At 73.0% G+C, this 18,670-nt stretch carries 18 protein-coding genes and 1 pseudogene; 7 read left to right on the forward strand and 12 right to left on the reverse strand.

Going from position 1 to position 18,670, the window contains the following annotated elements; translation table 11 throughout:
* Nucleotides 1-43 precede the first annotated feature (43 nt).
* Entirely contained in the window at nucleotides 44-298 is a 255-nt protein-coding gene (locus tag AB0G16_RS27050; RefSeq protein ID WP_362810629.1) for a helix-turn-helix transcriptional regulator, read from the forward strand.
* A 130-nt stretch (nucleotides 299-428) separates the two neighbouring features.
* Here AB0G16_RS27050 and AB0G16_RS27055 read toward each other — a convergent pair whose 3' ends face one another.
* From AB0G16_RS27055 to AB0G16_RS27065, 3 genes and pseudogenes are all read right to left on the reverse strand, one after another.
* Nucleotides 429-1,580, reverse strand: a complete 1,152-nt coding sequence (locus AB0G16_RS27055) for a tyrosine-type recombinase/integrase (RefSeq protein WP_362810632.1) — start codon at nucleotides 1,578-1,580, stop codon at nucleotides 429-431.
* A gap of 147 nt (nucleotides 1,581-1,727) precedes the next feature.
* Complete coding sequence (locus tag AB0G16_RS27060; protein ID WP_362810635.1) at nucleotides 1,728-2,282, reverse strand: HIT family protein; 555 nt, start codon at nucleotides 2,280-2,282, stop codon at nucleotides 1,728-1,730.
* Between the two features lie 1,044 nt (nucleotides 2,283-3,326).
* Nucleotides 3,327-3,740, reverse strand: a pseudogene (locus tag AB0G16_RS27065) (DUF1048 domain-containing protein); the annotation flags it as partial.
* Between the two features lie 101 nt (nucleotides 3,741-3,841).
* Here AB0G16_RS27065 and AB0G16_RS27070 point away from each other — a divergent pair.
* Nucleotides 3,842-4,444, forward strand: a complete 603-nt coding sequence (locus AB0G16_RS27070; RefSeq protein WP_362810638.1) for a superoxide dismutase — start codon at nucleotides 3,842-3,844, stop codon at nucleotides 4,442-4,444.
* A 136-nt stretch (nucleotides 4,445-4,580) separates the two neighbouring features.
* Here the strand turns inward: AB0G16_RS27070 and AB0G16_RS27075 are convergent, their stop codons facing one another.
* The 6 genes from AB0G16_RS27075 to AB0G16_RS27100 form a co-directional block, all read right to left on the reverse strand.
* Nucleotides 4,581-5,324 carry an ABC transporter ATP-binding protein gene (locus AB0G16_RS27075; protein ID WP_362810641.1) on the reverse strand — a complete coding sequence of 248 codons (744 nt, stop codon included), beginning with the start codon at nucleotides 5,322-5,324 and terminating at the stop codon, nucleotides 4,581-4,583.
* Nucleotides 5,321-6,385, reverse strand: coding sequence for an iron chelate uptake ABC transporter family permease subunit (locus tag AB0G16_RS27080; protein WP_362810644.1), 1,065 nt, complete (start codon nucleotides 6,383-6,385; stop codon nucleotides 5,321-5,323). The genes AB0G16_RS27075 and AB0G16_RS27080 overlap by 4 nt, the downstream gene beginning before the upstream one ends.
* A 38-nt stretch (nucleotides 6,386-6,423) precedes the next feature.
* A complete protein-coding gene (locus AB0G16_RS27085) occupies nucleotides 6,424-7,452 on the reverse strand; it encodes an ABC transporter substrate-binding protein (RefSeq protein WP_362810647.1) in 1,029 nt (342 codons plus the stop codon).
* Nucleotides 7,453-8,069: 617 nt separating this feature from the next.
* Nucleotides 8,070-8,336, reverse strand: coding sequence for a hypothetical protein (locus AB0G16_RS27090; RefSeq protein WP_362810650.1), 267 nt, complete (start codon nucleotides 8,334-8,336; stop codon nucleotides 8,070-8,072).
* Between the two features lie 62 nt (nucleotides 8,337-8,398).
* Nucleotides 8,399-8,731 carry a DUF952 domain-containing protein gene (locus AB0G16_RS27095; protein WP_362810653.1) on the reverse strand — a complete coding sequence of 111 codons (333 nt, stop codon included), beginning with the start codon at nucleotides 8,729-8,731 and terminating at the stop codon, nucleotides 8,399-8,401.
* Nucleotides 8,732-8,843: 112 nt separating this feature from the next.
* Nucleotides 8,844-9,404: a GNAT family N-acetyltransferase gene (locus AB0G16_RS27100; RefSeq protein ID WP_362810656.1), complete on the reverse strand. Its 561-nt coding sequence runs from the start codon at nucleotides 9,402-9,404 to the stop codon at nucleotides 8,844-8,846.
* A gap of 255 nt (nucleotides 9,405-9,659) precedes the next feature.
* Here AB0G16_RS27100 and AB0G16_RS27105 point away from each other — a divergent pair, with 255 nt between their 5' ends.
* A complete protein-coding gene (locus tag AB0G16_RS27105; RefSeq protein ID WP_362810659.1) occupies nucleotides 9,660-10,622 on the forward strand; it encodes a radical SAM protein in 963 nt (320 codons plus the stop codon).
* On the opposite strand, the gene AB0G16_RS27110 is transcribed toward AB0G16_RS27105, so the two are convergent.
* Complete coding sequence (locus AB0G16_RS27110) at nucleotides 10,609-11,841, reverse strand: Ig-like domain-containing protein (protein WP_362810661.1); 1,233 nt, start codon at nucleotides 11,839-11,841, stop codon at nucleotides 10,609-10,611. The two genes, AB0G16_RS27105 and AB0G16_RS27110, sit on opposite strands and share 14 nt — an antisense overlap.
* A gap of 362 nt (nucleotides 11,842-12,203) precedes the next feature.
* Here AB0G16_RS27110 and AB0G16_RS27115 point away from each other — a divergent pair, with 362 nt between their 5' ends.
* From AB0G16_RS27115 to AB0G16_RS27130, 4 genes are read left to right on the forward strand one after another with little or no spacing between them, the layout of a single operon-like run.
* Nucleotides 12,204-14,063, forward strand: a complete 1,860-nt coding sequence (locus AB0G16_RS27115; RefSeq protein ID WP_362810664.1) for a PP2C family protein-serine/threonine phosphatase — start codon at nucleotides 12,204-12,206, stop codon at nucleotides 14,061-14,063.
* Nucleotides 14,060-15,118: a cobalamin B12-binding domain-containing protein gene (locus tag AB0G16_RS27120; RefSeq protein WP_362810667.1), complete on the forward strand. Its 1,059-nt coding sequence runs from the start codon at nucleotides 14,060-14,062 to the stop codon at nucleotides 15,116-15,118. Before AB0G16_RS27115 ends, AB0G16_RS27120 begins: the two co-directional genes overlap by 4 nt.
* A gap of 6 nt (nucleotides 15,119-15,124) precedes the next feature.
* On the forward strand, nucleotides 15,125-15,454 hold the full coding sequence (locus tag AB0G16_RS27125; protein WP_362810670.1) for an STAS domain-containing protein: 330 nt from the start codon (nucleotides 15,125-15,127) through the stop codon (nucleotides 15,452-15,454).
* Entirely contained in the window at nucleotides 15,451-16,284 is an 834-nt protein-coding gene (locus tag AB0G16_RS27130; RefSeq protein ID WP_362810673.1) for a winged helix-turn-helix domain-containing protein, read from the forward strand. The genes AB0G16_RS27125 and AB0G16_RS27130 overlap by 4 nt, the downstream gene beginning before the upstream one ends.
* Nucleotides 16,285-16,340: 56 nt before the next feature.
* Here AB0G16_RS27130 and AB0G16_RS27135 read toward each other — a convergent pair whose 3' ends face one another.
* Both AB0G16_RS27135 and AB0G16_RS27140 read right to left on the reverse strand, forming a co-directional pair.
* On the reverse strand, nucleotides 16,341-16,985 hold the full coding sequence (locus AB0G16_RS27135) for a response regulator transcription factor (protein ID WP_362810676.1): 645 nt from the start codon (nucleotides 16,983-16,985) through the stop codon (nucleotides 16,341-16,343).
* A 13-nt stretch (nucleotides 16,986-16,998) separates the two neighbouring features.
* Complete coding sequence (locus tag AB0G16_RS27140; protein WP_362810678.1) at nucleotides 16,999-18,342, reverse strand: sensor domain-containing protein; 1,344 nt, start codon at nucleotides 18,340-18,342, stop codon at nucleotides 16,999-17,001.
* Nucleotides 18,343-18,670 lie beyond the last annotated feature (328 nt).

Here is an 18,670-nt window from a genome sequence, read left to right on the forward strand (position 1 = left end):
TACGTATGCCGGTATTTTTATCACGGTTGCTAGGATGTCGCCCATGGTCCGACCGCCGCTCACCCAGCTCGACCGCGAACGCGGCCACCGGCTCGGCACCCTCCTGCGACAGGCCCGCGGCACCCGCAGCATGGCCGAGGTCGCCGCCGCCGCCGGCCTGTCCGCCGAGACCCTCCGCAAGATCGAGACGGGCCGCATCCCCACCCCGGCCTTCTTCACCGTCGCCGCCCTCGCCCAGACCCTCGGCGTCTCCCTGGACGTCCTGGCCGAGGTCCGCGCCGGAGAACACGCCGCCTGACGGCCTTCCCCCCGACCCTCGCACCGGGGAAGCACGGGGAGCAGGGGAGGCAGGGGAGTGGGGAAACCTCTCCCCGCCCCGGGCGGAACGACACGACGCCGCCGCCGCGAGCCGACGAGCAGCTCGGGACTCAGCCCTTGCCCGGCCCCCGCAGCAACGGATGCGACCGCATCGCCACCTCCAGCTCCCCGGGCAGCTCGTCGCGGTAGCGCCCCAGCGTCGCCAGATCACTGTGCCCCAGCACCCGCCGCACCGCGTCCATGTCCACCGCGTCCGCCAGCAGGTGCGTGGCCGTGGTGTGCCGCAACCCGTGCGGCGTCACCGAACGACGCCGATCGGCCTCCACCCCCCGCTGCACCCGGTCGATCACCGCCTGCACGTCCCCCCGCGCCAGCCGCCTGCCCCGCCACGACAGCAACAACGCCTTCTCCGGCGAGTCCATCCGACCCCGCGCCAGGTACGCCTCCAGCGCCGCGGCCACGTCACCGGGCAACGGCACGTCACGCGTCTTGCCCCCCTTGCCGAAGATGCGCCAGTACCTCATCCCGTCGTTGGTGTAGAAATCCTCCACGTTCGCCCGTACCAGCTCCGACACCCGCGGCCCCATCGTCGACAACATCAGGACGATCAACCCGTCACGCAGCTCGGTACGCTGATCGCGACGCCGCCCCCGCGCTCCCTGGCCGCCACCGTCCGCACCGCCGGCCACGTCGCCGGCCGAGCCCGCCCCAGCGCCCCCCGCCACCGCACCGGCCACCTCGCCCAGCTCACGCGCGGCACCGATCAGCCCCTGCGCCTGCTCCCGGGTCAACGCCCGCCGCTGCGGACGCAACCCCCCACGCTCCCTGGCCGTCACCGTCGCCGTCGCCATCGGATTGATCTGAACCCACCCCACCAGCACCGCGTGCTTGAACAACGCCGACACCGACCGCCGAAACCGTGCCTGCGACGAGGCCGACTGCAGCGCCCCCGCGGCCCCCGCGGCCCCCGCGGCCCCTGTCGCTCCCGGGGCCGCCGCGCTCCCCGAGGCGCCGCCTCCACCGGTCCCATCGGCTCCCCGGGAGGGCTCCGAACGCCTGCGCCCGTCAGGCTTACGCGCGAACGCCAGCAACACCGCGTCGACGTCCTCACCGGTCAGGTCGTCCAGGACGACGTCCTCACCCACCAACTGCACGAACGTCGCCACGTCACGCCCGTACACCTCCGCCGTCGAGGCCGACAACGCCCCCGTCAACGTCCTGGCCCGCACCAGCTCCACATACCGGTCGGCGCACTCACCCACACTGAGACGATTCAGATCAGCCGGCCGCATGACTCCAGCGACACCCCTTCTCCTGCATCCAGAACGCACGCCCGCCGCGGTACGACACCCCCGGCCATCCCCACGCTAACCCCACCGCCCGTCCCCATGCCCGAGAGCGCCCGCCCCTCACCCGGCCAACGCCACGCGAAGACGTCCGGCCAGATCGACGGCCTGCTCCCGCGACCAGGCAATCACCCCGTTCTCGGTCATCAGCGCGTGGTACTGCTGCTGCTCGTACGGCGTTCCGGGCGGCAGGGGAGCGATGTGCCAGTGCAGGTGCGCATTGCCCTGACGGCTGCCCAGCGACAGCAGGTAGGTACGCTCGGAGGCCACCACCGCCTCGACCGCCAGCGCCACCCGGCGGACCGTGCGCATCAACCGCAGGTAGCCCTCCTCGTCGAGGTCACGGACCACATGCTCGACGTGCGCCCGGGGAGCCACCAGGACCTTGCCGGGCACGGTGGGGTAGCGGTCCAGGAACGCGACGTGGTGCTCGTCCTCGAAGACGATCTGTTCGAGGTCGTAACCCGGGGCGCCCGCCACGACGGCGCAGACGAAGCAGGGGCCGTTCCTCGCACGCCGCACGTAGCCCTCGAGGTCGAACCTCTCCCTGGGGCGTGAGGACGCCTCCTGCGGTTGCCGGGACGCTTCGTCACCGAGGGCGCTGGGGGGCGGGCTCATACCCGTCACCATCGCACAGGACGGAGCGGGCGGTCGATCGGATCGAGGGCCGGGCCGGGCCGGAGGGAGGGTGCCGAACCACGCGGAGATCGAGCGGAGATCTAATCGCCGCCGGGGGAGCGGCTGTCGAGAGGTGTCCCCGTGCGCCGTTACCGTTTCGGCTTCGGCGGAGTCGCCGCACTGTTCGCCGCCGTCTGAGCGGCACCTGGCTGCCGGACCTGTCGCTCAACGGCCACAAAGGGTATTGCAGCATCCGTGTGCACTTCGGCTGGTTTGCCTGGAAGGGCGAGAAGCGCGGCACCCGGCGGTTGCCGATCATGGCGTATCCCGGATCGGGTGACAGGGGGGTCACCTACCGTAGAGGGCCGAAGCGGGGCCGACGAAGCCCCCGAACGACTTTGGACGTCCTTGGACGTCCTTGCCGTCGTGCTCCGCCCGCGTGGCCCAGAAGGGATGAATTCTATACCAAACAGAATTACCCTTCTGTACGGTATAAGAGGATTCTGTACAGGTAGGGGTGGAAAGGCGTGATTCGGCCGGCGGTGACGTGAGGTCGCGTGTGTCGTCCGGCCGGCCCGCTCGCCGGTTCGCCGACCGCCGGGTGCGAGCCGCCTCGGCTCGGCTTCCGTCTCACCTGAGTCACCTGATCCACTCCTCGAACGCCGCCTCGAGGGTTGATGTGATCTTGGCGTCTGTTGTGATCCTCGCGCCCCGTGGACGCACTCGGTGATCATGCTCGATGATCATGGTTGCCTCGAGCGACCTGCTCGGTCAGCGGGTTCGTGCGGTCTTCTGCTTCGCCGGGCGCCTTTGGGTGGCACGGGGATCGTGGCCGTGACCGTTCGTGGAATCGGCGGGTGGGCTGCTCCCCCGCGCCCTTCGAAGTAAATAGTACTTTTATGGACAAAAGCTCATCTTTTTTTGGGCTTACCCGTCGGTTCTCCCTGTTTTGAGGGGGCTCCGGCGGCCGACGGGCGGGTGTCACCTCTCGGCCGTGCCGGGTTTTCCGCCGTCAGGCTCCCGGTGGACGTCCGCGCCGGTGCATCAGTCCTTGATCAGGTCGTCGCCGGGGAGGTCCGGGACTCCCCTGCCGTCCGCGACGCCTTCCTTGAAGAAGTCGACGATTTTTGGGAGCGAGGGCCCGTCGGGCAGGTCGATCGGTCCGACCTTGAACAGGTACTTCTGGATCTCCCTGTAGGCGATCCGGTGGTCCGGCGGGAGTGCCCTGCCCCGTGCCATGTGCGCGCGCCATCGGTCGAGGTGGCTTCGGGCCCCTTCTCCCCCGGCCGGTGCCGCCCAGAAGCGCTCGAGGTCGTCGCCCAGCACCTCGCGGACGCTCCGTTCGCCGGTGGCGGTCTCTTCGAGCGGTTTCAGGGCGGCGTCGAGGATCGGTGTCAGGTTCCGGCCTGTGAAGTCCGCGTGGGGGGCAAGGTGGTTTTTGATGTTCTGCCATGCCGCCCGGTGGTCGGCGGCGCTCGGGGCGGCGAAGGCCGGATACTTATTGCGTCACTATGGTTGTTGCCTATAGTTTGCAATTACTGCGCACGAGGGGACGGCCGATGGGTGAGTACACGCTGCCTGACATGCCCTACGACTACGCGGCGCTGGAGCCGGCGATCACCGGGGAGATCCTGGAGCTGCACCACGCCAAGCACCACGCCGCCTACGTCAAGGGGGCCAACGACGCGCTGGAGCGCCTGGCCGAGGCGCGCGACAGGAGCGAGTTCGGCGGCCTGGTGGGATTGGAGAAGACCTACGCCTTCAACCTGTCGGGGCATGTGCTGCACTCGATCTTCTGGCGGAACCTCTCCCCCGACGGCGGCGACCGCCCCGACGGCGAGCTCGGTGAGGCCATCGTCGAGCACTTCGGCTCGTTCGAGGCTTTTCAGAAGCAGCTCACCACGGCCACCGCGACGGTGCAGGGGTCGGGCTGGGGTGTGCTGGCGTGGGAGCCGCTGGGCCGGCGCCTGGTGGTGGAGCAGGTCCACGACCACCACGGCAACGTCGGGATGAACACCACCCCGCTGCTGGTGTTCGACGCCTGGGAGCACGCCTACTACCTGCAGTACCGCAACGTGCGCCCCGACTACGTGCAGAAGCTGTGGTCGCTGATCAACTGGGACGACGTCATCGCCCGCTACGGCGCGGCCAGGGGCGTCTGACCTCCATGACCGCGGCGCCCGTCGTCCGGCCTTCCTTGGTGAATGGTCCAACCGGACGGCCGGGCGCCGCACCGTCGCTCAGCGGTATGAGCGGCGCGCGGGCCGGGGCGGGGGCGGGCGGGCGGGGGCCGGGAGGTCATGGTTCCTTCTCGAGGCGCTCGAAGACGAGCTGGGTGCGGTGTACGGCGCGCACGCCGTACACCCGGCCGATCAGGTCGGGGGTGAGGACCTGGCCGGGCGGTCCGTCGGCCACGATGCGGCCGCTGTCCATCACGTAGAGGTGGTCGCAGAAGGCGGCGGCCTGGTTGAGGTCGTGCAGCACGGCCAGCGTGGTGATGCCCAGTTCGCGTACCAGGTGCAGGATCTCCAGCTGGTGGCGGATGTCGAGGTGGGAGGTGGGCTCGTCCAGCAGCAGCAGGCGGGTGCGCTGGGCCAGGGCGCGGGCGAGAAGGACCCGTTGCCTCTCCCCGCCGGACAGGGTGGCGAAGAGGCGTTCGGCGGCGCCGGACAGGCCGACGCGCTCCAGGGCCCGCGCGCACGCCTCCTGGTCGGCCGCGGCGTCGGCCGGGTGGGGGGTGCGGCCCATGGCGACGATCTCGGCCACCGTGAAGTCGAGGTCGGCCGGATTGTCCTGGGTGACCACGGCGGTGCGCCGGGCGGCCTGGCGGGCCGGTAGCCGGTGCACGTCGTCGCCGTCGACGGTGATGAGCCCGGCCGTGGGGCGCAGCGCGCGGTAGATCGAGCGCAGCAGGGTGGACTTGCCGCAGCCGTTGGGCCCGGTCAGGCCGACGAAGGCGCCCTGTTTCACCACCAGGTCGGCCCGGTGCACGATCGGGTGGCCGCCGAGGGCGACGGACACGCCGCACACGTCGAGCCTCACGTGAGGCTCACCGTCCGCTCCACCGAGCGGCGGCGCAGCAGCCACAGGAAGAACGGCACGCCGAACAGGGCGGTGACGATGCTGAGGGCCAGCTCCTGCGGGGCGTTGACGGTGCGGGCGGCGATGTCGACCAGTTGCAGGAACACCGCGCCGAGCAGGGCGGTGACGGGCAGGACGCGGCGGTGGTCGGCGCCCACCAGCAGGCGGGCGGCGTGCGGCACGATCAGTCCGACGAAGGCGATCGCGCCGCTGGTGGCCACCAGCACGCCGACCAGCAGCGAGGTCAGCACGAACAGGGTCAGGCGCAGGCGGTGCACGTTCACGCCCAGGGAGATGGCGGTCTCCTCTCCGGCGGCGATCGCGTTCAGGGGGCGGTGCTGCAGCAGCAGGTAGGTCACCCCGGCGGCCAGTACGACGGCCGGCAGTGGCAGCATGTGCCAGCGGGCGCCGCCCAGGCTGCCCATCAGCCAGAACAGCACCTGCTGGGCGGCGCGGCCGCTCTGGGCCAGTTGCAGCACGAAGCTGTAGGCGGCCTGGAAGAGGTAGGCCAGTGCCACCCCGGCCAGTACGAGGCGGGAGGGGGCCAGGCGGCCCGAGCGCTGTGCCAGCGCGTAGACCAGGGCGAGCGCGAGCAGGGATCCGGCGAAGGCCGCGGCCGACAGGGACAGCCCGCCCAGCGCCGAGGCGCCCAGGACCAGCACGAGGACCGCGCCGAAGGAGGCGCCCGAGGAGATGCCGAGGAGGAACGGGTCGGCCAGCGGGTTGCGTACCAGGGCCTGCAGGACCGCTCCGACCACCGCCAGGCCGGCCCCGACCAGGAGGGCCAGCAGGGCGCGCGGCAGGCGGAAGTCCCACACGATCTGTTCCTGTACCGGGGTCCAGGTCGGCGTGCCGCCGCTCGGGGCGCCGGGGGTGAGGTGGTGGGCGATGATGCCCCAGGCCTGGGGCAGGGCGACGTGCACCGCGCCGATGCTCACCGCCAGCCAGGTCGAGGCGACGACGGCGAGGGTGAGTGCGGCGATGAGCAGCGGGAAGCGGCTCGTGCGGCGCTTGCCGGGCACGGGCCCGGTCCGTGCGGGGTTTTGCCGGGTGGTGCCGGTCACGGGGTGAAGGCGTCGGGGTGCAGGAAGCGGGCGATGTCGGTGACGGCCAGGATGTTGCGGTAGCCGGGGTGCTGGGCCGCCACGGGCAGGGCGAGGTAGCGCTGTTTCCTGGCGGCCGGGCTGTTCCTGGCGATGGCGAAGGCCTCGGCGGCCTTGGCCTGTGAGCTCGGCGTGTCCTCGCCGCGCAGGGTGGCGTAGTCGCTGACCAGGACGGCCTCGGGCTGGGCCGCGCTGACCTTCTCGGCGCTGACCTCGGTGTAGTCGCCCTTGACGTCGGCCAGGACGTTCACCCCGCCGGCGGAGGTGATCATCTGGTTGGTGATGCCGGAGCCGCCGTAGGCGTTGACCGGGCCCTTGCCGCCGTCGGTGGCCAGCACCTTGACCGGGCCGCGGCCGGCGACGCGCTCGGTGACGTCGGCGAGCCTGCCCTGGAGTTCGCCGATCAGGGCGTCGGCGCGGCCGGGGACGCCGAAGATCGCGCCGAGGTTGCGCAGGTCGGTGTAGGTGTCGTCGATGGTGAACTCCAGCACCTCCTGGGGGCTGCACCAGCCTCCCAGGATGTAGGGCGGGGAGCCGGCCGCGTCCAGTTCCTCCACGGTGGCGTATCCGCCGGCGGCGTCGAAGCTCGCCATGGCGTTGTCCACGACGAGGTCCGCGCCCTGGGCGAGCATGACCTCTTTCTGCGGCAGCATGATCGTGCCGGAGATCTCCGGGATCTTGTCGTACTGCTCCTTGTGGCCCGGCAGGAACGGGCTCTCGGAGAAGTTGGTGCGCCCGGTGATCCGGTCGCCCAGGCCGAGGGCGAGCAGGGTCTCCAGGGCGGGGTGGTAGCCGGTCACCACCTTGGCGGGCGGCCTGTCGAAGGTGAGTTTGCGCCCGCAGTTGTCCACCGTGACGGGGAAACCGGCCGGTGCCTGCGCCTGCCGGGTCTCCTGTCCGGTCTTCTGGGCACTCCCCTGCGTGGCGGGAGCCGGTGAGCAGGCGGCCAGCGTCAGGGCCGCCGCAAGGACGAGCAGCCTTCTCATGATGTCGCCGCCTTCGGCGGTGCGCTGTCGCCGGTGGCCGGCGCGGCGGGAGGGGCGTGGAGGGGGCGGCTCATGCGGTGAGTCTCCGGAGGTGCGAGGTCAGGTGAGGGCCTACGAGAAACACCACATTCTGCTCATAGGTTGTAATTGCGAGCAAATCGCATTAGATCGGGGCGGGCGGAGGCCGGGACCTCGGCGGGGGCCGGGCGCCGCACGAGGTCCCCGGCGCCGGCCTGCGGGTACGGGGCGGTACGGGGCGGTTCTGCGCCGCGCGAGGGCAGGGACGCGGCACGTCCCCGCCCTCAGGCGGTGGCGACCGGCGGCGACGGCGTGGTCGGCGGAGTCGGCGGAGTCGGCGGAGTCGGCGGAGTCGCGGCCCCGCTTGCGCCGAGGAGGTCGGCGGGTGAGCCCGATCGCGTGCCCGCCCGCCTGCCGGTCAGGACGGGATCGGATCGGGACCCGGTCCCGGTCGGGCCCCGTCGGACCTCGGCCGGGCCCCGTGCGGACAGCGGACGGCGGATCTGGGGGCGGCCGGGAGTCGGCCGGTGGCCGGCCGATCGGGGGTGGCCGGCGGAGCGTGAGAGGGATGTCGAAAGGGACGCCGGTGTACGGGGGCGTCAGGCGACGGGGGGCTTGAGTCTTCTGACGAAGCGGGCGGCGGCGCGGTGGCTCATCCCGGTCTCGCCGCGGACGAGGAAGACGGCCTGGTCGAACTGGTCGGAGGCCTTCAGCTCCAGGATCCGTTCGATGAGCTCCGGGCCGACGCCTCCGCCGACCAGGGCGTTGCGGGGGCGTTGTGCCGCCCGCACGGCGAAGACGATCAAGGCGATGGCCATCGCGAGGAAGACCACCGTCAGCAGGAGGATGACCACCGGGTTGGACATGCGCAGAGCGTACCGCTACATGGTCATCTCATGGGAGATCAGGATGAACGGGATGACCAGGGTCATCGGGAGGCGGGGGTGGGCGGGGAGAAGGGCAGGGCCGAGGTGACGGCGGTGACCGGCAGCGGCTGGTACAGGTGGGGGAAGGCCTCCTGGGAGCCGGGGGGCACCTCCAGGCGCACGTCCAGTCCGGCCGGGTCGACGCTGAGCAGTACCAGGGGGTCGGTGACGTGGCGGTAGAAGCGCTCCACGACGCCGCGGAGCTGCTCGTGGCCGGTGCAGGCGTGGATGAAGCCGACGTCGTCGAAGGTGCGGCCCAGGGTGGAGACGCGGTACTCCCCCGTCTCGCGGGCGGCCTCCCAGTCGCGGGCCAGGGCCAGATGCAGGATGGTCACCGCCCCATGGTGCCCGGTGCGTCCGGGCCTGTCGACACCGCGCCGACACCGCGCCGACACCGCGCCGGCCGGGAGGGCCGTGCCCCGGCCGGGGGCGTGGTGGTGGGGTCCCCTAGCCGGGGGTCTGCCATTCGCGCCGCAGGATCGCGTAGATCAGCTCGCTGGTCCGCTCCCCCTTGACGATCTCGTTGTCGACCAGGTGTGCCTCGCGGCGCATGCCGAGCTTCTCCAGGACCCGGGCCGAGGCGTGGTTGCGGGCGTCCAGGCGTCCGATGACGCGGTACAGGTCCAGGCCTTCGAAGGCGAGCCTCAGCAGGGCCTGGCCGATCTCGGTGGCGTATCCGCGGCCGTGGTGGTCGGGGTGCAGGACGTAGCCGATCTCCCCGCTTCGGTGGATGCGGCTGATCCAGTTGAGCATGCCGTCGCCCACCAGTTCGCCGGTGGCGGCGAGCTCGGCGGCGACGGTGAGGGTCTGCCCCTCTTCCAGCAGCGCGGTCTGGGTCGTCTTCGTGGTGAGCGACTCCTGGGTCTGCTCGCGTTCGCGAGGTCCCCAGTACAGGTAGCGGGTGACCTCCGGCAGGGACTGGATCGCGTGCAGCGCGTCGAGGTCGGCCGGGGTGTAGGGGCGCAGGATCAGGCGTTCGGTACGGATGGGGTAGGTGGGCTTCAGCACCGGGTCAGGGTAGAGGAGGGCGACGGCCGGCGGCGAGCGGGTTTCCGCCGGTGGTGTCCGGTGCCGTGCCCGCTCACCGCTTCTCCCCCGCCTTCCCGCGCCTTCCCGCGCCTTCCCGCGCCCACCCCGCCGGTGGCGCTCGGTGGCGCTCGATGCCGTGACGGCAGGGCCGATGCGAAGGACCGGGGCGGGCCGGGGCGGGCCGCGACCTGCTCCACTTGCGAGTGGTGTCGAAAGCGTGTTCCACTGAGCCGTATGCCATGGGATGCGCCCGCTCTGCTCTCCGCGTCGCCCGACGTCAGGCCGCGGATCGAGCGTTCGGCACTGACCAGGGTCCACGGGGCGCTGACCTGCTACGAGGTGCAGGCGCGCAACGCGCTGGAGAGCACCCCGCAGGGCTGGGCCGTCAGCCCGTACCGGGGGTGCGCCCACGGGTGCCGCTACTGCCCGGCCCGGCGGGGGCACCGCTATCTGGGGCTGGACGCCGGTGGTGACTTCGACTCGCGCATCGTGGTGCGCACCAACATCGTGCGGCGCCTGTGTGCCGAGCTGGGCTCGCGCTGGGACGGCGAGCACGTGGGTGTGGGGGTGGGCGGTGACTGTTACCAGGGCGCCGAGGAGATCTACCGGCTGATGCCCGGGGTGCTGGCGGCGCTGCGCGAGGCCGGGGCGCCGTTCACCGTGTACACCAAGAGCCGGCTGATCCTGCGCGACGCCGATCTGCTGGCCGCGGCGCCGGGGGCGGGGGTGGTGGTGTCCATCGCCTTCGTCGACGACCGGATCCGCCGCACCGTGGAGCCCGGGGCGCCGGGGGCGCAGAAGCGGCTGGAGCTGGTCGCCGAGCTGAACGAGCGGGGGGTGGCGTGCGGGGTGGCGATGGCGCCGGTGCTGCCGTTGCTGACCGACTCCCCCGACCAGCTCGCGGCCACCGTGCGCCGGGTGGCCGACGCCGGGGCCGTCAGTCTGGCGCCGCACGTGCTGCGCCTGCCGCCGGGGGCGCGGGAGTGGTACATGGGCTGGCTGGGCGAGCATCACCCGGCGCTGGTGGCGCGCTACGGCGAGCTGTACGGGCGGGGCCCGGACGCCGAGGAGGGCTACGTGCGCGCCGTCACCGGTCAGGTGCTGCAGCTGGCCGCCCGGTACGGGATGGGTCCGGCGCGGCCCGAGCAGCCGTTGCCGCTGGCGTTGCCGCGCCAGGCCCAGCTCAGCCTGCTGTAGCGGAGGTCAGGGCGCTGCCCTTCTTCCACTCCTTGAACGACAGCTGCCAGAAGCCCCAGCCGTTGTTCCACTCCATCTCACGGTCGGTGCCCTTGATGGTGATCACGTCGCCGCGCTGGACCTGGTTGTAGTACCACCTGGCCTGGTCGGGGCGGGAGTTGATGCATCCGTGGCTGACGTTGCGGCGGCCCTGGGCCCAGACGTTGTTGAGGGCGTGGACGTACTCGCCGCTGTTGGAGAAGCGGACGGCGTGGTTGATCATCAGGTCGTAGTAGCCGGGGTCGCCCTTCTTGCGGCCCGGGGAGATCATGCGCTCGGGGTTGGACTTGCCCATCGCCAGGTGGACGCCGCTGGTGGTGGTGTACTCGCGGGTGCTGGCGTTGCCGGCGCTGATCAGCATGGTCTGCACGACCTTGCCGTCGCGTTTGACGATCATCTTGTGCTTGCGGGTGTCGATGGTGGCGATCTGGGCGGGGCCGATCCGGATGACCTTGGTGGTGTTCTTGACGCCGTACATGCCCTTGCCGCCCTGGACGCCCTTGAGGCGGGCGGTGAAGGTCACCTTCTGGTGGGGCTGCCAGAACTTGGCGGTCCGGTAGATCACGGTGGTGTCGTTGATCCATCGCCAGGCGCCCTGGGCGGGCTTCTCCGACTCGACCAGCAGGGCCTTCTCCACCGAGGCCTTGCCGGCCTTGGCGGTGATCTGCTGGTTGAACGTGACGATGATCGGCGCTCCCACGCCGACCTTCTCGCCCTTGACGGCCGGGGTGACGTCGGCCACCTCGAGCTCGCGTTCGGGTTTGAGGGTGCGGAAGGAGCTGGTGGCGGTGGTGCCGTCCACGGCGCGTGCCGAGACGGTGTAGTCGCTGGCGGGGATCATGGGGGTGCTGGAGACCCACCGGGTGCGTTCGGCGTCGAAGTCGCCCTCCAGCTCCTGGGAGCCGCTCTTGACGACGACCTCTTCCAGGGCGCCGCCCGAGGCGGTGACCACGACCTTCTTGTCGGGGCGCACGGTCTTGCCGCCGTCGGCGGGGCTGATCTTTATGACGGGGGCGGCGGGGGTGCTGGAGGCGACGGGCGCCTCGGTGCCGGGGCCGGCCGCGGCACCGGAGTCCTTCGTATCGGCCCCCCCGGAGCAGGCGGTGGCGAGCACCGCCGCGGTCGCCAGGGCCAGACCGGCCAGCGGCGTCCTGAGGTGTCGGCTTCCTACGATCAGCACAATTTCTCTCCCCAACTACAGCAAACTGCACTTAAAACACTAATAGGAGATGCGTGGTGTCTGAGCCTGGTTGCGCCTGCTTGGGTAACGTTTCGGTCTCTTCGTAAAGTCAGAAAGACCCCGACCGGGAGTCAGGACAGGGGCGGCGAGGGGCCGCCGACCGGCCGATGCCGGGCGGGGCGTGGCAGGTCGCGCCGTTCCGCCCGCGCGGGGCGCGCATCAAGGACGCCGTGGCGGGCAGGGGGATGGGCACGACTCTTGCCGCCGCCCGCTCCCCCGCCTGCGACCCCGAGGCGGGTCCGCCCCGGGGTGGCGAGAAAGATAATCTGGTCTGCCCCTCCGCGAACGGAAAGCCCCGGGTGATGACAGGACCTCCCTCCATCGGCGACCTCGCCGACCTCGCCGGCCTCACCGGCGTGGCCGGTACCGCCGGCGCGGCCGGTTCCGCGGGTTCCCGCGACGAGCAGCGGCCCTGCGGCGATCACGGCGCCGGCCCCGATCCGCTCGCCGGGCGCGAGCCGGACGAGCGGCTGCTGCGCGCCATCGTCGAGGAGTGCGGCGAGGGGATCGTCGTGTGCGACGCCGCCGGAGTGGTCGTGATGCGCAACGCCGTCGCGTCCGAGCTGGCACCGCAGGTCGTCCCGGGGCGCGTCCCGGCGCCGGGCCCGGCCGCGGAGCTGCTGGACGGTGAGCGTCCCGAGGGACGCGGCCACCAGGTCGACCATCACGGCCGGCGGCTCCTGGTGCGCCACGAGAGTTTCGGCCTGGCCCACCGGGCCTGGTACCTGCGTGACATCAGCGCCGAGTCCGCCCGCACCGACGCGTTGCTGGCCGAGCGCGCCCGCACCGCGTTCCTCATCGAGGCCGGGCGCAGGTTGTCGGCCTCGCTGAACCTGCGCCGCTGCGCCCGTACCGCGATCGAGCTGGCCGTTCCCTACCTGGCCGACGCCGCGATGGTCGTGCTGCCGCCCACCGGGCGCCGCCAGGCCGGCTGGCTGCGCCTGAGCGGCCAGGACCGGCGCCTGCAGGAGGGCGCCATCGCCCTGACCTCCGCCGGGCAGGTGCCGGGCCTGGCCGAGGCGCTGGCGGGGTTCCCGCCGGTGCCCAGCCGCTGGCTGGATCCTGGGCAGGTACCCGGCTGGGTGCTGCCCGAGGACTTCGGGCCGGCCGGGCACCTGATCGTCACGCCGCTGCCGGGCAACGGGGTTCCCGCCGGGGCGCTGGTGCTGGCCCGCCATCCGGGCGGGCCGGCCTTCGACGAGGACGCCGAGACGCTGGTGCGCCTGTTCGCCGCCCGGGCCGGGGCCGCGATCTCGGCCGCCGCCCTCTACCAGGAGCAGAGCACCACCAACGCCATCCTCAGCGACGGCCTGCTGCCGGCGCCGCTGCCGGCGCTGCGGGGGGTGGAGCTGGCCGGATCCCTGCGCGCCGCCCGCCAGGCCGGTCTCATCGGCGGTGACTTCTACGACGTCTACCTGCCCGAGAGCCCCTCGTGCCCCGCCGGGGCGGCCGTCCCGGCCGGCGCCGCCCCCCTCGACGGCCCCGACGGCCCCGAAGGTCCCGCCGGCCCCGTCGGTCCCGACACCGGAGGCTCCTGGGACGGCGGTTCGTCCGACGGCGCCCCGGCGCGGGGGGCGATGGTGGTCCTGGGCGACGTCTGCGGCAAGGGGCCGCGCGCCGCCGTGCTGGCCGGACAGGTCCGCCACTGCCTGCGCAGCCTGCTGCTGGTGGAGCACCGCCCCGACCGGCTGCTGCCGCTGCTGAACCGCTCCCTGCTGAGCTCGCCCACCCCCAACCCCTACGTCACCCTGGTGCTGGCCACCCTGCGGCCCGCCCCCGGGGGGCACCTGCGCGTGAACCTGGCGGTTGCGGGCCATCCCCCGCCGCTGATCCTGCGCCGCGACGGCAGCGTGCACGAGTGCGCGGCGCGCGGCTCCATGCTGGGCGCGCTCAAGCGGCCCCTGCTGACGCCCGAGGAGATCGACCTGGCCCCCGGCGAGCTGTGCCTGCTCTACAGCGACGGCATCACCGAGGCGTTCGGCGGGCCCACCGGCCGGCAGATGTACGGCGAGGAGCGGCTCAAGGGCGCGCTGGCCGGCTGCGCGGGCATGCCCGCCACGGCGGTGGTCGAGCGGCTGGAGCAGATCAGCACCGACTGGCTGGGCGGCGACGTCCAGGACGACCGGGCGCTGCTCGTGGTGCGCGCCAGGCCCGTGCGATGAGCGCCACCACCCTGGCCGGGGCCGATCTGGCGCGCACGGGCGAGTCCTACCTCGAGTGCGTCGGGCGCGCCGACGAGTTCGCCGCCATCGACCTGGTCCTGGGGCTGCTGCGCGCCGGGGCCGACCCCGAGCGGCTGCTGCTGGGGCTCATCGCGCCGGCCCAGCGGCGCATCGGCGAGCTGTGGGCGGCAGGCGAGTGGTCGGTCGCCCGCGAGCACGGCGCCACCGCCGTCAGCGAACGCGCCGTCGCCGCGATCATCGCGCACGTACGGCCCCGGCCCACCCGCGGGCGCGTCACCGTCGCCTGCACCGACGGCGAGTACCACGCGCTGCCCACCCGGCTGCTGGCCGAGGTGTTGCGCCTGCGCGGCTGGCGGATCGACTTCCTGGGGGCCAACGTGCCCGGCCCGCACCTGATCACCCACCTGCACCAGAGCGGCCCCGACGTGGTGGCGCTGGGCTGCGCGCTGACCACCCGCCTGCCGCGCGCGCACGCCACGATCACCGCCTGCCAGGCCGTGGGCGTGCCCGTGATGGCCGGCGGCGGTGGGTTCGGCGCCAACGGCCGCTACGCGCGGCTGCTGGGCGCCGACGCCTGGGCGCCCACCGCCGACGCCGCCGCCGACCGGCTCGAACGCGAGGGCGTGCCCGCCCTGCCGGCGGCGCCGGGCGCGCTGGCCCACCTGGGCGATGAGGAGTACACCCACCTGCGCCGCCGGCGCGCCGAGCTGCTGGAGCGGGCGATGGCGACCCTGGCGTGCGTCTACGCGCCGCTGGCGGCCTACGGGCCACGGCAGCTGGAGGCCACCGCCGAGGACCTGGGCCACCTGATCGACTTCCTGGCCGCGGCACTGTACGTCGACGACGCGCCGGTGTTCACCGACTTCATCGGCTGGACCGGCTCGGTGCTGGGCGCGCGCGGGGTTCCGGCCGAGGCGCTGCGGGTGGGACTGCGTGTTTTCCACGACGAACTGCGAGACTTCCCCCGGGCCCGCCACATGCTGGTCCAGGGGATCGAGGCGGCGCACGTCACCGGCGCCGATCAGGAGAGCTGACGACAGATGCTCGAAAAGACCCCGTTCCGTACCCAGGTGCGCGCCGTCGCGCCCGACACCACGCTGCTCGTCTTGACCGGTGACCTGGACTACGACACCGCGCCGGAGCTGTTGGTCTTCGTGCGGGAGCTGTTCTCCGGGCAGGTGCGCAAGCTCGACCTGGACCTGTCGGGGCTGGACTTCGTCGACTCCTCCGGCGTGGCGGCCCTGATCAACGTCTACAACTGCGCCGGCGAGAACCGGGCCGAGATGCGCATCGTCGCGCTGACCTCCTACCTGCGTCACCTGTTCCGGGTGACCGCCCTGGACCAGGTCTTCCGGCTGCCCGCCGAGTGAGCGGCTCCGCCGCCCCGGTGCCGCTGGCGGCACTGGCCGCCCTGCTGGCCGACGACACCCGCGCCCGCTTCTGCCTGGCCCTGCTGGACGGGCGGGCCTGGAGCGCGGGACGGCTGGCCGCGCACGCGGGCGTGGCGGCCTCGACGGCCAGCGAGCACCTGTCGCGGCTCGTCGAGGGCGGGCTGCTGGCCCAGGAACGCCGGGGGCGTCACCGGTACGTGCGCCTGGCCTCGCCGCAGGTGGCCCAGCTCGTCGAGGACCTGACCGCCCACGCCCTGGCCGGTGCCCCCGGCGACCACGACGGCCACGGCGGTGACGGCGGTGACGGCGGCCACGACGGCGGGGTGGGGTCCGGGGCCGTGAGCGGGACAGGCGGCGCCCGGCCGGGGACGACGCTGCGCGCCGCGAGCGCGGCGCGGGCGATGGCCCGGGCGCGTACCTGCTACGACCATCTGGCCGGCCGGCTCGGTGTGGCGGTCACCGACGCGCTCCTGGCGCGCGGGCTGCTGTGCCAGGAGGGCGGGTTCGCGCTCAGCGACGCCGGCCGGGGATGGTTCGCCGCCGAGCTCGGCGCGCGGCTGCCGGCGGGCGGGCGCCGCCCGCTGGTGCGCCCCTGCCTGGACTGGACCGAGCGCCGCCCCCATCTGGCCGGCACCGCCGGGGCCGTGCTCTGTGCGACCGCTCTGGAGCGCGGATGGGTGAGGCGGATCGGCTCCGGGCGTGCCCTGGCCGTCAGCCCCGCCGGGCACCGGGCCCTGGAGCGTCTGCTGGGCCTGTCACCCGACCACGGCGCCACGCCCGCCCGGCCGCCCGCGTCAGGGGCGGTGTGAGGCGGTGTGAGGCGGTGTGACCGGCGCCCCCCGCCGCCGTGCCGCCTTCGGCGCGTTCAGGCCTGCAGGTAGTGCAGGACGGCGAGCACCCGGCGGTGGTCGTTGTCGGAAGGGGGCAGGCCGAGCTTGGTGAAGATCTGCGTCACGTGCTTCTCCACCGAACCGTAGGACAGGAACAACGCCTCGGCGATGGCGCTGTTGGAGCGTCCCTGCGCCATCAGCTCCAGGACCTCGCGCTCCCTGGGGGTGAGCTCCTCCAGGGCCTCGGCGCGCCTGCCGGCGCCCATGATCTGGGTGACGACCTGCGGGTCCAGGACGGTCTCGCCCGCCGCGATCCGCTCCAGGGCGGTGAGGAAGTCCCTGACGTCGGCGACGCGTTCCTTCAGCAGGTACCCCACCCCGTGGGCCCCGTCGGCCAGCAGCCGGGCGGCGTAGTGGGTCTCGATGTACTGGGAGAACACCAGCACGCCCAGCTCCGGACGGGTACGGCGGATCTCGATCGCGGCGCGCAGGCCCTCGTCGGTGTGGGAGGGCGGCATGCGCACGTCGATCACCGCCAGGTCGGGACGGTGCTCCTGCACCGCCGCCCGCAGCGCCTCGCCGTCACCCACGGCGGCGACCACCTCGTGGCCGCGGGAGGTCAGCAGCAGGCACAGGCCGTCCCTGAGCATCACGGCGTCCTCGGCGATCACGATGCGCATGTGGCTTTTCCGTTCAGATGTACATGGGCAGCTCGACGGTGACCACCGTAGGCCCTCCGCGCGGGCTGTGGACGGCGAGCCTGCCGTCCACCACGCCGATCCGGTCGGCCAGGCCGCTCAGCCCGGTCCCGGCGCCCATCACGGCGCCACCGGTGCCGTCGTCACGCACCAGCAGGCGCAGCAGGCCCTGACGCTCCCTCACCTCGACGCCGGCGTGGCGGGCGCCGCTGTGCTTGACGACGTTGGCGAGCAGTTCCGCCGTGCAGAAGAAGGCGATGCTCTCGACGGCGGGCGAGGGCCGCCTCGGCAGGTCGGCCTCCAGCGTGACGGACAGGGGGTGGCGTGCGGCCAGGGTGGCCAGGGCGACCTCCAGGCCCTTGTCCAGCGCGGCCGGGTGGATGCCGTGGATCAGCTCCCGCAGCTCGGTCAGGGTGTCCTTGGCGTCGCGGTGCGCGCCGTCGACGAGCGCGCGGGCACGCTCGAGCCGCTCGTACCCGTCACGGGTGTCGTCGGGGAGGGTCTGGGCGGCGTGGGCGAGGTCCTCCTGCGCCATGCCCAGCCTCATCGCCAGCGTCACCAGCCGGGCCGCGGTGCCGTCGTGCAGGTCGCGTTCGATGCGGCGCAGTTCGGCGGCCGCCTCGTCCACGGCCCGCGTGCGCGTCTGCTCCAGCGCGCGTATCCGCAGGGCGCCGCGGGTGGGGCCGAGCAGGGCCCGCGCGGCCCACCGCTCGGGCGCCAGCGCCAGATGAAGCCCCCAGGGTGCCGCCACCAGCAGCGCCGCCCCGGCCGCGCTCATGAGCAGCGCGCCGGACCAGGTGCCGGGCGTCACGGTCGCCAGGGCGGCCGCAAGGGCCGAGTCCCGCCACCACGGCGGGCCGGCCGCGAAGGGGGGGTTCTGCCACCACAGCGGGCACGTCAGCAGGACCAGGCCGAGTCCCCACAGTCCGGCGGCGGCCGCGAAGGCCAGGGCCGCCGCCGGCAGGCGCGCCACGCCGTGCAGGACGGCGCGCCATCCCGTGACGTCGCCGAGCGCGGCCGCGAGCCGGTCGAGCACACCCGGCCCCGAGCGCAGGGCGGGCGGAGGAGGGATCGCCGCCCCCGCCAGCGCACCGGCCAGCGCGCGGTTGACCCTGCCCAGGCCCCTGGCCCCCAGCACGACCAGCGCCAGCAGCGGCACCCCGATGACACTGGTCGTGATCAGGACGCTCAGCACCACGACGAACAGGTAGACCGGCCCGACGAGGATCATCAGCGGCATCGTCAGCGCGTAGGCCAGCTCGCGCCAGGCCCACCCCCGCAGCGGGGCGCCGGCCATCACCCGCCAGGGCGGCACACCGTGGCCCGCACGTCCGTCCAAGCCCTTCTCCCTCCGTGTGGCGTACAGCGTGACCGATCCCGGCCGGGCCCCGCCAGCCGGTGATCCCCACCGGGACACCCCCCACCGATACGGCGGACGTCCCGGTGGTGGAACCCGCCGGGGGCGGCGAGGGTGATGGGGGTGAGCGAGACGTCCGCGCAACGGGTGCGCGGCGCGGCGAGGGATCGCCGTGGGAGCGAAGGAGGAACCGATGCTCGACGTGAGCAGATCGCCGGCCGCCCATCTCACGATGGCGGCCCTGACCGGGATCACCGGGATCACCGGGATCACCGGGATCACCGGGATCACCGGGATCACCGGGATCAAC

Origin of the sequence: Streptosporangium sp. NPDC023615, from assembly GCF_040640155.1 — a bacterium.
Lineage (GTDB): Bacteria > Actinomycetota > Actinomycetes > Streptosporangiales > Streptosporangiaceae > Streptosporangium.

What these genes read in the sequence shown, in the direction of transcription:
- AB0G16_RS27050 (WP_362810629.1), top strand. Translation starts at nt 44, where the DNA reads ATGGTCCGACCGCCGCTCACCCAGCTCGACCGCGAACGCGGCCACCGG.
- AB0G16_RS27060 (WP_362810635.1), bottom strand. Translation starts at nt 2,282, where the DNA reads ATGAGCCCGCCCCCCAGCGCCCTCGGTGACGAAGCGTCCCGGCAACCG.
- AB0G16_RS27070 (WP_362810638.1), top strand. Translation starts at nt 3,842, where the DNA reads ATGGGTGAGTACACGCTGCCTGACATGCCCTACGACTACGCGGCGCTG.
- AB0G16_RS27085 (WP_362810647.1), bottom strand. Translation starts at nt 7,452, where the DNA reads ATGAGAAGGCTGCTCGTCCTTGCGGCGGCCCTGACGCTGGCCGCCTGC.
- AB0G16_RS27090 (WP_362810650.1), bottom strand. Translation starts at nt 8,336, where the DNA reads ATGTCCAACCCGGTGGTCATCCTCCTGCTGACGGTGGTCTTCCTCGCG.
- AB0G16_RS27105 (WP_362810659.1), top strand. Translation starts at nt 9,660, where the DNA reads ATGCCATGGGATGCGCCCGCTCTGCTCTCCGCGTCGCCCGACGTCAGG.
- AB0G16_RS27115 (WP_362810664.1), top strand. Translation starts at nt 12,204, where the DNA reads ATGACAGGACCTCCCTCCATCGGCGACCTCGCCGACCTCGCCGGCCTC.
- AB0G16_RS27120 (WP_362810667.1), top strand. Translation starts at nt 14,060, where the DNA reads ATGAGCGCCACCACCCTGGCCGGGGCCGATCTGGCGCGCACGGGCGAG.
- AB0G16_RS27125 (WP_362810670.1), top strand. Translation starts at nt 15,125, where the DNA reads ATGCTCGAAAAGACCCCGTTCCGTACCCAGGTGCGCGCCGTCGCGCCC.
- AB0G16_RS27135 (WP_362810676.1), bottom strand. Translation starts at nt 16,985, where the DNA reads ATGCGCATCGTGATCGCCGAGGACGCCGTGATGCTCAGGGACGGCCTG.